11 protein-coding genes are annotated in these 14,942 nt (G+C 36.6%); 2 read left to right on the top strand and 9 right to left on the bottom strand.

The annotated features are described in order from the left end of the window. Window positions 1–92 precede the first annotated feature (92 nt). Entirely contained in the window at window positions 93–956 is an 864-nt protein-coding gene (locus V8G61_RS08600) for a UDP-2,3-diacylglucosamine diphosphatase (RefSeq protein ID WP_394875141.1), read from the top strand. Between the two features lie 19 nt (window positions 957–975). On the opposite strand, the gene V8G61_RS08595 is transcribed toward V8G61_RS08600, so the two are convergent. After that, on the bottom strand, window positions 976–3,897 hold the full coding sequence (locus V8G61_RS08595) for an FAD-binding and (Fe-S)-binding domain-containing protein (RefSeq protein WP_394875140.1): 2,922 nt from the start codon (window positions 3,895–3,897) through the stop codon (window positions 976–978). A 136-nt stretch (window positions 3,898–4,033) separates the two neighbouring features. Here V8G61_RS08595 and V8G61_RS08590 point away from each other — a divergent pair, with 136 nt between their 5' ends. After that, window positions 4,034–4,519, top strand: coding sequence for a hypothetical protein (locus tag V8G61_RS08590; RefSeq protein WP_394875139.1), 486 nt, complete (start codon window positions 4,034–4,036; stop codon window positions 4,517–4,519). A gap of 53 nt (window positions 4,520–4,572) precedes the next feature. Here V8G61_RS08590 and bshA read toward each other — a convergent pair whose 3' ends face one another. The 8 genes from bshA to V8G61_RS08550 all read right to left on the bottom strand — a co-directional run bounded on the left by bshA (window position 4,573) and on the right by V8G61_RS08550 (window position 14,907). Next, on the bottom strand, window positions 4,573–5,709 hold the full coding sequence (gene bshA, locus V8G61_RS08585) for an N-acetyl-alpha-D-glucosaminyl L-malate synthase BshA (RefSeq protein ID WP_394875138.1): 1,137 nt from the start codon (window positions 5,707–5,709) through the stop codon (window positions 4,573–4,575). Window positions 5,710–5,767: 58 nt separating this feature from the next. Next, the gene (locus V8G61_RS08580) at window positions 5,768–8,677 is read right to left on the bottom strand and encodes a glycoside hydrolase family 3 N-terminal domain-containing protein (protein WP_394875137.1); all 2,910 of its coding nucleotides are present in this window, start codon (window positions 8,675–8,677) and stop codon (window positions 5,768–5,770) included. Window positions 8,678–8,811: 134 nt separating this feature from the next. Next, window positions 8,812–10,035: a phosphoserine phosphatase SerB gene (gene serB, locus V8G61_RS08575; protein WP_394875136.1), complete on the bottom strand. Its 1,224-nt coding sequence runs from the start codon at window positions 10,033–10,035 to the stop codon at window positions 8,812–8,814. 91 nt (window positions 10,036–10,126) lie between these two features. Continuing rightward, entirely contained in the window at window positions 10,127–10,612 is a 486-nt protein-coding gene (locus V8G61_RS08570; RefSeq protein ID WP_394875135.1) for an ABC transporter ATPase, read from the bottom strand. Between the two features lie 42 nt (window positions 10,613–10,654). After that, complete coding sequence (locus V8G61_RS08565) at window positions 10,655–11,446, bottom strand: (Fe-S)-binding protein (protein WP_394875134.1); 792 nt, start codon at window positions 11,444–11,446, stop codon at window positions 10,655–10,657. A gap of 10 nt (window positions 11,447–11,456) precedes the next feature. Continuing rightward, window positions 11,457–12,770, bottom strand: a complete 1,314-nt coding sequence (locus V8G61_RS08560) for a 4Fe-4S dicluster domain-containing protein (RefSeq protein WP_394875302.1) — start codon at window positions 12,768–12,770, stop codon at window positions 11,457–11,459. A gap of 7 nt (window positions 12,771–12,777) precedes the next feature. Further along, window positions 12,778–13,737, bottom strand: a complete 960-nt coding sequence (locus tag V8G61_RS08555) for an MlaD family protein (RefSeq protein WP_394875133.1) — start codon at window positions 13,735–13,737, stop codon at window positions 12,778–12,780. A 51-nt stretch (window positions 13,738–13,788) separates the two neighbouring features. Next, window positions 13,789–14,907: an N-acetylmuramoyl-L-alanine amidase gene (locus tag V8G61_RS08550; protein WP_394875132.1), complete on the bottom strand. Its 1,119-nt coding sequence runs from the start codon at window positions 14,905–14,907 to the stop codon at window positions 13,789–13,791. Window positions 14,908–14,942: the final 35 nt, after the last annotated feature.

The following is a 14,942-nucleotide window of genomic DNA, read 5'->3' as shown; positions in this document are numbered from 1 at the left end:
AGTTAACAGAAAACTGATACAGAAGTAATAATTAGGTAATTATTACTTAATATTAAAAGAAGTAATTTGTAGTGTGAAAAAACTGGAATAAATTGACCATCAAAAGAAAATTAGAGCTTGCGGTAATATCCGACGTACATTTGGGCACTTATGGGTGTCAAGCCAAGCCTTTACTTACCTATCTCAATAGTATTGCCCCAAAAATCTTGATTTTGAATGGTGATATTATTGATACCTGGCACTTTAAAAAGCGTTATTTTCCAAAATCACATTTAAAAGTGATCAAGAAAATAATTGACATGGCGGCTCATGGTGTTCGGGTAATCTATATTACCGGTAACCATGATGAAGCCTTTAGAAGGTTTGCCGGAACAGAACTTGGGAACATATCTATCGTAAATAAACAGGTTCTAGACCTTGATGGAAAAAAAGCCTGGTTTTTTCATGGCGATATATTTGATGTTTCTATTAAACATGCAAAATGGCTTGCGAAGCTGGGTGGTTATGGTTACGACCTGTTAACGGTTTTAAATCGTTACATTAACTGGGGTTTGGATAAAATGGGTAAAGAGCGATTTTCCCTTTCAAAAAAAGTCAAAAATGGGGTTAAGAATGCCATAAAATTTATAAAGAACTATGAAACTGAAATTGCGCATTTAGCTATTGAAAATGGATACGACTACGTAGTTTGCGGCCATATTCACCAACCCAAGATGGAAATAATAGAAACCAAAAATGGAAAAACCATGTATTTAAATTCAGGGGATTGGATTGAAAATTTTACAGCTCTAGAATATCAATTCAAACGTTGGAAAATCTATCACTTTGATGAGGATAAGTTAGCTCCTTTCAGTGTTAATGAAGATGATGACAGTTTAGATATGCAAGATCTTATTGCTGCTATTACTATTGTTGAGCAGGAAGTTAAAAGACCTAAAAAGGAAAAGATCGACTAACATCCTTTCTTACATCAACTTATTTTAAGGCTGCTTTTAAAATGGATATAGGATGAAGTGCCTTTTTACCTGTGCCATCAGCTATTTGATGCCTGCAACTTGTTCCATTAGCGGCAATGATCACACCCTCAGGAGCTTTTCGAACAGCCGGAAATAAAGTTTGATCTCCAATAGCCATACTCACATCATAATGTTCCTTTTCGAAACCAAAACTTCCTGCCATACCACAACAGCCGCTTGGGATGACCGTTACTTTAAAATTTTGAGGTAAGTTTAAAATCGAAAAACTAGACATCACATTACTTAATGCTTTTTGATGGCAATGCCCGTGAAACTTAATCGTTTTTGATTCTGTTGTGAACTGTTGCGTCGTAATGTGTCCTAATTTAATTTCTTGTTCAAGGAACTCTTCAATTAAATACGTGTGCTCTGCAATAGCTTGTGCTGCCTCCTTATCATTGGCTAGCTTCAGATAATCATCTTTAAAGCTCAAAATCGCAGAAGGTTCTATCCCAATTAATGGTGTATCCTTTGAAATTAATTCTTTAAAAACAGACACATTTAAATTTGCTCTTTTTTTAGCTTGTTTCAATAAGCCTTTGGAAATAAAACTTCGTCCCGATTCGGCATGCTTTATAATTTTTACATTATAACCCAAGGCATTAAGCAACTCAATAGCATCCATTCCTATAGTAGCATCCAAACGATTTGTAAACTCATCATTAAACAAATAAACTGTTTTTATGAATTTACGGTTTGAAGAACCCTTTATAAATTCATCATACCAAGTAGAAAGGTTTTTAGGTCCTACCAGAGGCAGTGTACGATCTTTAGCAATACCCACGGCAGATTTCAATAGTTTAGCCGTGAATTTATTCGAATAAATAGCATTGGTTAATCTTGGTACTAAACCACCCAAGCGATTAATATGGTCATTATAGGCAAATAATTTTGTGCGTAATGAAACTCCATTAGCCTGATGATATTGATATTGAAACTCTGCTTTTAAACTAGCTACATCAACACTACTCGGGCATTCACTCGCGCAAGCTTTACAACTCAAACATAAATCGAACACCTCTTTAAGCTCCTGATGATTGAATCGATTAGATTCTTCAGAGTGGGTTAAAAATTCTCTTAAAGCGTTGGCACGAGCCCTTGTGGTATCTTTTTCATTCCTAGTGGCCCGGTAGCTCGGGCACATGGTACCGCCAAACTCCGGCAATTTTCTGCAATCACCAGAACCATTACATTTCTCCGCTTCTCGTAAAATACCTTCCGAAGCTGAAAAATCCATTACTGTCGTAATTTCAGGTTCTATTCGATCCGGCTCATAGCGCAAGTTTTTATCTATAGGCAATGCGTCAACAATTTTACCCGGATTAAATATGTTATTCGGGTCAAAAACGGATTTGATTCGCTTTAATATTTGGTAATTATCCTCACCGATCATCATGGGGATATAACTAGACCGAACGATACCATCACCGTGTTCACCGCTCATCGAACCTCGATACTTTTTTACAAGTTTTGCAACAGCCGTTGTAATATCTCTAAACAATCTAACATCCTCAGAGGCCTTTAAATTAAGAATGGGCCTGAGGTGTATCTCCCCTGCTCCGGCATGTGCATAATACACCGCTTCCTGATCAAAGGTGCGCATTAATTCAGTAAATTCGGAAATATATTCGGCCAGATCCGCTAAAACTACGGCTGTGTCTTCAATACAAGCCACCGCTTTTTTATCTCCTATAATATTGCCTAATAGCCCTAAACCCGCTTTTCGAAGTTCCACAGCCCTATTAATTGCATCGCCTTGAAGTATCGGTGCTGCATAGGCTAGGTTGGTAGCCATAACAGATTTTATAAGGCTATCAGCAAGAATTTTAACGTCACTTATTGTTTTTGCACGAACCTCACACATTAAAATGGCTTTGGGGTCTCCTTCCAAAAATTGCCTATTCACTTGTTGGGCACGGTTATGCTTAGTACAGTCCAAAATGGTTTTATCCATCATTTCACAGGTGTACAAATTATGTTTCATAGCAGGAACTACAGCCAGTAAACATCCTTCAATGGTTTTAAAATGAAATGGTACCATAATAGCGTATTCTGGTGGTAGATCATCTAATTTTAGTGTTATTTCTGTTGTAAATGCCAAAGTACCCTCACTTCCCGAGAGTAGTTCACACATATTGAAGTTTTTGGAAGAGGCCCTAAAAACATCCGAGTCGATCAAAGCATCTATAGCATAACCTGTATTGCGACGGTGAATGGAAGGTTTTGGAAATTTTTCTGTTATACCTTGTTGAACATTTTGTGGTTTAAGGTTATCGTAAATGGTTTTGTAAATCTGACCTTCTAAGCTTTTTTCATTTGTTTTATTATGAAATTCTTCTGCAGAAACTGTATTAAAAACAGCCTCACTCCCATCACTTAAAATTGTTTTCAATTGTAACACCTTATCTCTGGTAACGCCATATCTAATAGAGGTGGTCCCTGAAGAATTATTTCCTACCATTCCTCCAATCATACAACGGTTAGAGGTTGACGTATTGGGTCCGAAAAAAAGTCCGTGAGGTTCTAAATAGGCATTCAATATATCCCTTACAACACCGGGTTGGACCGTAACGGTTTTTGAGTTTTTGTCGAAACTAATTATCTGAGTAAAATATTTCGAAACATCAACCACAATGCCATCGCCCACACATTGACCCGCCAACGATGTTCCTGCTGTTCTGGGAATTAAACTAATGCTATTAGCTTTAGCAAATGCAATTAACTTCTTTATATCCGACGGATCTCTTGGGTAGGCAACTGCTAAAGGTAACATGCGATATACTGAAGCATCAGTGGCGTAAACCGATTTAATAAGATTATCAAAAAATAATTCACCTTTAAGGTCTGATTCAATTGTATTTAACCGATTTCTTATTGACATATAATTCAGAAAATTCTACTTGGATAAAGATAATTACAATTTTGGTCTTATTTTTGTTTCTAATATTGAATAATAGAAATATGGTCTTTTTAGTTAAAAAGGACGTATATACTTATAAACCAAAACAATTTATTTTATGAAGAAATCAATTCTAATTACATTTTTACTAGTAGGCTTCGCATTTACTGCTGATGCTCAACAAATTTCTAGCAATGCCCTCGGATTACGTCTGGGTGATGGCAACGGCTTTGGTGCCGAAGTATCTTATCAAAGAGCTTTAGGCATGAACAATCGCCTGGAGTTAGATCTAGGACTTCGTTCCGATAATAATTTTGATGGCTTCAGTTTAGCTGCATTATACCAATGGGTATGGCTACTAGATGGCAATTTTAACTGGTATGCCGGTGTAGGTGGTGGTGTAGCATCATATAGTTATGACACACCTGATCCAAGATTCGACAACAGTGAAACGTTTATTTTCGGTGCTGGTGATATCGGGATCGAGTATAATTTTGATATTCCGATTCAATTATCTTTAGATGCCAGACCTGAATTTGGTTTTGGTAATCGAAATAATGATCTGGATTTTGATATTGCCTTAGGGATAAGATACAGATTCTAAGTATAGTCTTAATAAAAAAAAGCGCCTTATAGGCGTTTTTTTTATGTTTTAATTTACGATATCGTGCAATTTTCAAGGGTGTCCTCATAAATCTTTTCATAAACGGGCACTATTTTATGAACATTAAACTTTTGAGCTTGACTTCTTGCTTGGGTTTTGAAGGTTTTTAATCGGTCTTCATCTTTTAAAATGTAAAGAGCATTCTTAGACATATCTGCAATATCGCCCACATGACTCAAAAAGCCTGAATATCCTTGTTCATTTACTTCAGGAATTCCTCCTGTGTTACTGGATATTACAGGAACACCTGACGCCATAGCCTCTAATGCGGCCAACCCAAAACTCTCCGTTTGAGAAGGTAAAAGGAATAGGTCACTAAAACATAGAATCTTATCGATCTCATTACTTTTTCCTAAAAAGACCACTTTATCATAAATTTTAAGTTTTTTACATAAAGAAACCACTTTCTCTCGCTCAGGACCTTCACCTACTAACATGAGCTTGGCGGGAATCTCTTTTTGAATATTATTAAAGATCCGAATGACATCCAAAACGCGTTTTACGGGTCGCAAATTACTAACATGAGTAATGATTTTTTCATTTTCATCGGCCATCATCGCTCTTTGGCAATCAGTAAAAGTAAACTTATATTTATCCAGATCGATAAAGTTAGGAACGACATGAATATCATTTTTAATATTGAACAACCGCATAGTATCATCCTTTAAACTTTGTGAAACTGCTGTAACCGCATCTGATTTATTGATGCTAAAAGTTACCGCAGGTTTATAAAAAGGGTGACTTCCTACAAGTGTGATATCTGTACCGTGCAGGGTTGTTACAAAAGGAATGTGGATACCTTCTTCTAACAGCATTTTCTTCGCCATGTAGGCCGCGTATGCGTGAGGGATGGCGTAATGTACATGAAGTATATCAATTTGATGTAATTTCACCATATCAACGAGTTTGCTGGAAAGGGCTAACTCATAAGGCTGGTAATGAAATAAGGGGTATTCAGGAACATTTACCTCGTGATAATGAACATGGTTACTCAATAACTCAAGGCGCACAGGTTGCCTGTAAGTTATAAAGTGAATTTCATGACCACGCTTTGATAATTCCAAACCTAATTCGGTTGCAACCACGCCACTTCCTCCAAAGGTTGGGTAACATACTATTCCTATTTTCATTTCGTTTTCAGCACTTTCGGCTTTTTTAAATTAATTCTACAGTAAAATACAACAACTACTATTCTATAATTGCTTCATAAATAAGTTCCTGAATATCTGTTCGAACATTTTCTCTTAATAAAGTATTCTTTCCTGCTTTAGGAAATGTTCGATTTGCCATGAACACATACAAAATATCTGCATCCGGATCAGCCCAGGCATAAGTACCAGTAAATCCGGAATGCCCAAAACTGGTTAAAGACACGCAACCACAGGTAGGACCATCTCCTTCTATTTGAGGTTTATCAAATCCTACACCACGTCTATTATCCTGTTCACAAAAATAACAGGTATTAAATTTATCAATAGTTTCCGGTTTTAAAAACCGTTTTCCACCATAAAATCCCTTTTGAAGATACATTTGCATGATTTTAGCCACATCATTGGCATTACTGAAAATACCGGCATGGCCTCCTACCCCATTTTGCATGGCCGCTCCCATATCATGAACGTAACCGTGGATCTCCTGATACCTATAATAATCATCCATTTCTGTTGGCACTATTTTAGTATCACTTACCGTGTGAAAAGGGTTGTATGTTGTATGATTCGCACCAATTGATTGGTAAAAATGCTCTTGAACCAACTCATCTAATCCTTTGTTATAATAACCTTCTATATATTTTTTCAAAATGTAATACGGAAAATCGCTGTAGCGATAGCGTAGTTTCGGTAAAAGTTCAGATTCTTTAATGATTTTTTGAATTGAATCAGGGTAATCCGATCGTAAATACATATTTTTTGTAACCTCTATATTAAATAATGTATTTCGTTGCGTGCGGTAATATTTAGCACTCGGACGCTTAGTATCGGGATTCAAGGTGTGGTAATAAAATGGTTCCCATGGTCTTAATCGAGCATAATGTGACAACATTTCCTTAATGGTAATATTAGCTTTATTGGAATTTTTATATTCTGGCAATATATCTCCTAATCGGGCATCTAAAGACACAATTCCATTCTCCTCTAACTCCATTAAAAGCGGTAGGGTTGCTAATATTTTTGTTAAGGAAGCCACATCATAAATATCTTCGTCCTTAACATAATTTTTACCTTCATAGGTATGCTTACCAAAATTTTTGTTGTAGACCACTTTACCATGTCTGGCTACTAAAAGTTGAATACCAGGAGTCATTTTTAAATCTACTGCCCGCTGTGCAATGGAATCAATTTTATTTAATCGTTCTGAACTCATCCCTTCCCGTTCTGGGATGGTATACCCCAATCGTTTTAAGTCGAAAGATGTAATACCCGCACCAACTGGAAATTCACTTCCAGCAGAAACAGGTAATTTACCATTTGCCGCAATAGCTCCAAAGATAAGTTGAGCCGATTTTTCCTGGGCCAATTTACTGTTTTGATAACTTACAACGATACTTTCTATATTATCCAACTCTTTTAAGTCTGACAAAGCATACGGTTTTACAAATACATCAAGAATAACCATATGATCTTTAGCGATGTCTTCCAACCAACTTATTTCTTCTTTAGTAAATTTATAGGACTTCCATGGTGATTCGTTGGACCTGTGTAATCCAACAATTACGGTATTATAGCCCAAAAGCCTGTTATTTAGTTGTTTGTTATCAACTTCATTAACCTTGGTATATTTTTTTAATTCATTTATAAAATAGGATCCAGAATCATCTCCTAAATTCACATAGGCTATCTTTTTGGTTTCTAAATTTCTTATGGGGAGTAGATCATTTTTATTTTTAACTATCGTAAGGGCACTTTCGATAAGATCTTCATTTAGTACCTGATCTTCAATACGATTTAAATCTTCTAAAAGGTTATGAAGATTAATAGGAGCGTAATCAGACAGGCCTACCTTATATTTAGCCTCAAGAATCTTTTTAACTGAATGAGCTAATCGATCTTCACTGATTACACCAATTTTATATGCTTCAACTATCTTCGAGATACCAATGCCCACATCTTCCGACATCAACATCACATCATTCCCTGCTAGAAAAGCTGCAAGGTCTATGTCGCCCGTTTCATTAAAGTTAGATGCTCCTTTCATGGTCAAGGCATCGGTAAATATGAGTCCGTCAAATCCAAGTTGGCCCTTCAGAACATCTGTTACTATATGTTTTGATAATGATGAAGGAAGGCCTTCTCTGGGCTCCAGGGCAGGCACATTCAAATGGGCTACCATAACACTAGACAAGCCATTCTTAATTAATGATCGATAGGGATATAATTCTACCGACTCAATACGGTCCTCATCAAAACTCACTGTTGGTAATGTTTTGTGAGAATCCTGATCTGTATCACCATGACCCGGAAAATGCTTTGCACATGCCAAAACTCCAGCGCTTTGCATACCCACCATAAAGGATAATGCTTTTTCAGTAACATTTATTTTATCTTCTCCAAAGGACCGATTACCTATAATGGGGTTGTCTGGGTTGGTGTTGATATCCACAACTGGAGCAAAATTAAAATGGACCCCCAGGCGTTTACAATGTTCCCCAATATGCTTTCCTGCTTTTTCAACAAGCTTATTGTTATTGATAGCACCCAAAGTCATATTCCATGGAAATACAAAAGTAGAATCTAGCCGCATGCTCAATCCCCATTCGGCATCCATCCCAATAAGAAGAGGGGTTTTAGATAAGGCCTGCAACTCATTATTAAGTTTAGCCTGTTTTACAGGTCCGCCATTAGAGTATATAATTCCCCCAATGTGATACTTTCTAATGGTATTTATAATATTATTTTTCGATTGTTGATCCTGATCCGACATAACTTGAACCATATACAACTGCCCTACTTTTTCTTCTAAACTCAAGGCATTATATACTGAATCTACCCATTTTTTCTGTTCACGAGCATCCTCCACCCTAAGGGGATTAGCCAAATTTTGAGAGTAACTTATTCTTGGGGCAAAGAGTATAAGTAATAAGAAAAAGATATGGCGCATATGAAGGATCAATTATGTTATTTAATTACGTACCAAGTAGCAGTAATAACTGTGCCAAAGTACTACATTTAAGAAAAAGATGAAAAGACTTTAAGATAGTTTTATAACGAAGTTATCAAACAACAAGGAGTACTTTATTCCAATAGATCGATATGCCGGTCATGATAACCCAGTAAATATAAAACGCCATCTAAACCGATACTAGAAATAGAACTTTGCGCATTTTGTTTTACCTTAGGTTTGGCATGAAAAGCGATCCCTAAACCGGCCAGATTCAACATAGCTAGATCATTTGCACCATCACCAACTGCTATGGTCTGACTAATATTAATACCTTCCATTTTGGCAATTTCCTTAAGATACTCTGCTTTTTTGTTACCATCAACGATCTCTCCCAGGTAACCACCAGTTAAAACACCATCTTTAATTTCCAGCTGATTCGCATAAACGTAATCGATGCCCAATTCTTTTTTAAGGTACTCTCCAAAATAAGAGAAGCCCCCGGAAAGGATTGCTGTTTTAAAACCGTAACTTCTCAAAGTATCAATAAGTCTCCTAGCGCCTTTAGTAATCGGTAATCGTACTGCGACATCTTGCAGAACTTCTTCTTTCAAGCCTTTAAGGAGTTTCATACGACGCGTAAAACTTTCTTTGAAGTCGATCTCTCCCTGCATGGCCAATTCTGTGATTTCACGCACTTCCGGCCCAACCCCAGCCAAATCAGCCAATTCGTCTATAACCTCCGTTTGAATCAATGTAGAATCCATATCGAAACACACCAAACGACGGTTTCTCCGATAAATATTATCTTCTTGAAAAGCAATATCCACATCCAAATCACTTGAAATTTGCATGAATTTTTCTGTAAACTCCGCTTTATCATCAATTTTACCTCGGATTGATAATTGAATGGAAGCTCTAGGATATTCTTCCTCTTTCACCAAAGACAATCGACCAGTTAACCGCTTAATAGAATCGATATTGAGATTTTTTTCTGAAATGATCTTTGTAACTTCAGAAATTTGTTCAGCAGCTAATTTCTTCCCTAAAATAGTTACGATATAACGATTCTTGCCTTGTAGACCAACCCATTTTTCGTAATCATCCGATGAAATAGGTGTGAATTTCGCTTTTATATTTAACTCATAAGCCTTAAAAAGTAAATCCTTAAGAACAGCAGCAGATTTTTTGCCGGATTGAATTTCGAAAAGGATACCCAGAGATAAAGTATCGTGTATATTGGCCTGACCGATATCTAAAATTTTAGCCTGATATTGCGCTAAAACACCTGTTAAACCTGATGTTAGACCAGGTTTGTCCTGTCCTGATATATTTAGTAAGAAAATCTCGTTGGCCATACTTATTGCTTCTTCTACTTTTAAAAGCCGTAAAAATCAGGATTCTAAATGAGAAATAAAAGTTTTTAAAAAAATTAAAAATGCCCCTGCACTATTTTACAAATCGGCTGTGCCAGCTTTCGGAAGCCGGTACTTCCCAATTTTCTTTGAATTCAGCAATATTCGTTACCAGATTATTAAAAACAATCGTATTCTTTGAAACGGCTTTATCTTTAGCCATTTGTTTAAAATCTGTTAACGTTTTATAAGCTACATATTCCCCTTGTTTGTAGGAGACATTCATTTTATCCATTAGGTCAACCTCGTAATCCTGTTCCAGCTTTTGAATAAAATGTACGGATGCATCGATCGAGCAACCGGTAGCCGCATTCCTGTTTTGATCCAGGGCCATGATTATAAAACGCTTGTATTTTATAGTATAGCCTGACTGCAAATCAGCACCATGAGCGGTCCACTTTTCAATGAAAGCATCCAATTTTTCGGATATTTCCTCAAGCTCTTCTTCGGTAAACGACCGATTAGCCTGATAGATCCAAACTCTGGATTCTTCAGGTAAACTTTCAAAATCTACTAGCATACTGGTATTGGGAATAAGTCTATTAAAAAATAATTTTCTGGATTAAAGATCCTGAGCATTGGCTATCAATTCAGCGACGTCCATTACAGCAATGGATCCTTCTTTTTCTTTAGCCTTTACACCGTCCGTCATCATGGTATTACAAAAAGGACAACCCGCTGCAATAATTTCAGGTTCCACCTCAAGCGCCTGTTCAGTGCGTTCTATATTTACTTCTTTATCACCTTTTTCAGCATCTTTAAACATTTGGGCTCCTCCTGCACCACAGCACAAACCATTGCGCTTACAGTTCTTCATTTCTACAAGTTCAGCTTCCAGTTTTTGGATAAGATCACGTGGTGCTTCGTAAACATTATTGGCTCGACCTAAGTAGCATGGATCATGAAACGTTATCCGTTTTCCTTTATACTGTCCACCCTCGATACTTAAACGCCCTTCATTCAATAATGATTTCAAAAATTGAGTATGGTGCATTACGTCATAATTTCCACCCAATTCAGGATATTCATTTTTAAGGGTGTTAAAACAATGAGGACAAGCCGTAACAATTTTCTTGATTTCATAACCATTTAAAACCTCAATGTTGGTCATGGCCTGCATCTGAAATAAGAACTCATTTCCTGCCCGTTTCGCAGGATCACCTGAGCAGCTTTCTTCAGTTCCTAATACAGCAAATTCGACCTTTGCCTTATGCATGAGTTTTACAAAGGCTTTTGTTATTTTTTTTGCTCGGTCATCAAAACTACCGGCACAACCGACCCAAAACAAAACTTCGGGTTGTTTGCCTTGTGCCATAAATTCGGCCATTGTTGGTACTTTTAGTGCTTCGCTCATGTATATTCTTTTATTCGTTTTTCCAATTTAATCTGTCCATTTGATTGTATGGCCAGGGTGCTCCATTATTTTCAATATTGGACATCATATTATTCAATTCCATTGGCGCAGCCGACTGCTCCATCACCAAATAACGACGCATTTCCATAATAATAGAAAGTGGATCAATACTCACCGGGCAAGCTTCAACACAGGCATTACATGAGGTACAGGCCCATAGCTCCTCCCTACTGATATAATCGTCCAGAAGTTGCTTTCCATCAGGTTTAAACTCACCATCATTGGCATCAATATTTTTTCCAACCTCTTCCAAACGATCTCTAGTATCCATCATTATCTTACGAGGAGATAATTTCTTTCCTGTTTGATTGGCCGGACATTCACTGGTACAGCGACCGCATTCGGTACATGTATATGCATTCAACAATTGTAACGAACTTAGGTCCTGTACATCGCTAGCCCCAAATTTTTCAGGAACATCATCTTCAGGTCCTTCAGCAGGAGTTGCAAAAGGGTCTGCATTTGGATCCATCATCATTTTTACTTCCTTGGTGACTGATGCCAAATTATTAAACTGTCCCTGAGGTTTTAAACGACCAAAATAAGTGTTTGGGAAAGCCAGTAAAATATGTAAATGTTTTGAAAAATAGAGATAATTTAAAAATATTAAGATCCCTATAATATGTAACCACCAGGCAGAGCGCTCAATAAGATGAACGGTGCTTTCAGGAAAATCAGAAAACCAAGGTGCGATAAACTGACTAAATATATTACCGGTATTAGCTTCCTGTAATACAGGGTCTGTGGCGTTCATGATCAAGAACAGGCCCATCAGCACCATTTCAAAGTATAAAATATAATTGGCATCGTTCTTTGGCCAGCTTGTCATTTCTTTACTCCAAAAACGTTTTATTTTTAGAGTATTTCGGCGCAGCCAAAAAAGGATTACTGAAACAAAAACCAAAACGGCCAAAATCTCAAAGACACCAATTAAAAAACCATAAATAGATTCCGGTAAAATTTCCAATCCTATCCGGTGTGTTCCGAAAATACCATCAACAATGATCTCAAGTACCTCAATATTGATAATAATAAAACCTATATATACAATAACGTGTAAAATACCTGAAATGGGACGGCGTACCATTTTGGTTTGCCCTAAGGCAATCAATGCCATGTTCTTCCAGCGTTGGGATTTATTATCACTAACATCTACATCTTTACCAAGAGAAATATTACGACGTAATTTTTTGACATTTTTGGTGAAATAACCTATACCCAAAATGAGTACGATTACAAATAGTATTTGAGGAATTAAGTCCATCATAAAATTAATTGTCCTTTATTTCATTACCCTCAGCATCGTATTGCTTACCCTTTTTACCAAAGATCGAGAAATGTACATAACGCTTAGGATTCAATTTTAGGTCCTGAAGTAGTTCTTCTAATTGTTTGCTTGCGCCTTCCAGATTATCGTAAAGGGTGTCATCATTCATCAATTTACCCATGGTTCCATTTCCATCATTGATTCCTGCGATAGTTGTATTTAAATTATCGAGAGTCGTTTGCAAATTATTTATGGTTTGCTTCAGGTTAGCTTCGGCCAAAGAATCAGATACTTTAGATAAATTGGAGCTGATATGCTCTACATTCGCAAGTGATTTGTTCAAATTACTATCTTGATCCGATAACAAGCTATTTAAAGAATTTGATGTTCGCTCAAAGCTTTTTAACAGCCCGTTCAGCCCTTCAATACTTTTTCTTAGACTGGCTTTAGCATCATCATCAAATACATCGTTTAAATTTGTAAAAGCGGTATTTACACTTGTTGTTACTTTTTCAACTTTTTCCTGAAGTGGAGTTAAACGCTGATTTACCAATTCGCTCAAGCCCGGTTTTTTTGTGCCCTCCAAATATGTTTCTGGTTCTGCAATAGTAGCACCGTCAAAAGCAGGAACAACAGCAATGGCTTTACCACCAATCAAACCGGTTTCATATAATTCAGCTTTACTATTCTTGGAAAATTCAAAATCACTATCTACTGTAAATTTCACAACCAACTTTCCAGATCCGTCTCCTTTGAAACCAATAGAAACAACTTTTCCAACTTGTAAACCATTAATGGTTATAGGGGTTGAAGACGCTAAGCCTTCAACATTATCATACACCGCGTAATATGTTCTTGAAGAATTTAATAGGTTTTTCCCTTTGAGATAATTAAAACCAAAAATGAACAAAACGATACCAGCAATAACTAATATTGAGGTTTTTACTTCTTTAGATATTTTCAAATTAAATAGGCTTTAGATTAGCAAATTTAGAATAAATATAAGAAGAACATCTTAATTTGCCGCTGTTTTTAGTGCCTCCGTCAGACTAATTTTTTTTCCGTCTTTAAAAGCCACGACAAAACTACTGGTATACCCCTTCCTTTTAACCTCGTCCTCAAGGTCTTTGGTTAAATTGTAATTTGAGGTCGCTCCGTAAAAATATTTGTACAAATTACCCTCTTTTTCACGGGTAACATGATCTAAACCATTAAAATTATAGGGTTTTGTTTCAAGCGCCTTAGAACTGGCTGCGATTTGAATTTTATATACAATTGAGTTTTCAGGCAGCGTATCGATCTGTTCAGAAATTTGATCAGTTAAGGCATATTCAGCAATATATCCGCCACCCAATTGGTCTCTGTATTCAAAAATTGCCTTGCTTATAGCTGTTGCTATTTGGGTTTGTCCTTTTGAAGAATTTAAGTAAGCGCCTTCTGCTTGATTGGTTACAAAACCTGTTTCTATCAGAACACTTGGCATAGCCGTTTGGTGAATAACCCATAAACTAGCCTGTTTTACCCCTCGGCTTTTTCTTTGATACATATCGGCAAAATTATTTTCAATTAAACTAGCCAATAAAATACTCTGATCGGTATATTCTTCCGTAACCACCGAGATTCCTAAAAGAGATTCGGGTGAATTGGGGTTAAATCCTGAATACTTATCTTGATAATTATCTTCTAGAAAAATTACCTCGTTCTCTGCTTTGGCAACCTCGAAGTTACGTTGCGTATTACCAACTCCCATAACATAGGTCTCTGTTCCATAGGCCTGACTGTGGTGAGCATTACAATGAATAGAAACAAACAAATCCGCTTTGGCTTTGTTGGCTATTTTAGGACGGTCTCGTAATTCAATAAACACGTCGGTTTTCCGGGTATAAACTACTTTAATATTCGGGTTTTTCCCTAATTGTTCCCCAACCTCAAGGGCTATTTTTAACGCAATGTCTTTTTCTTTATAACCATATTTTGAAGGTTTCCCTGGATCCTTTCCCCCATGACCAGCATCTAATACAACAACAAATTTATCTTTACTTTCCTCAACACCCTCAATTTGAATTGAATTAAATGAGGTTAAAGTAAATACTGATAAAATAAATACGAAAAGTAGTATGTATTTCGTTTTCATGTAAAATTGTTGTTTTTCTCTATTAAAATATTATT

This window comes from Gaetbulibacter sp. M240 (genome assembly GCF_043876815.1).
Taxonomy (GTDB): Bacteria; Bacteroidota; Bacteroidia; order Flavobacteriales; family Flavobacteriaceae; genus Gaetbulibacter_A.
This window is presented reverse-complemented; position numbering and strand designations above follow the sequence as displayed.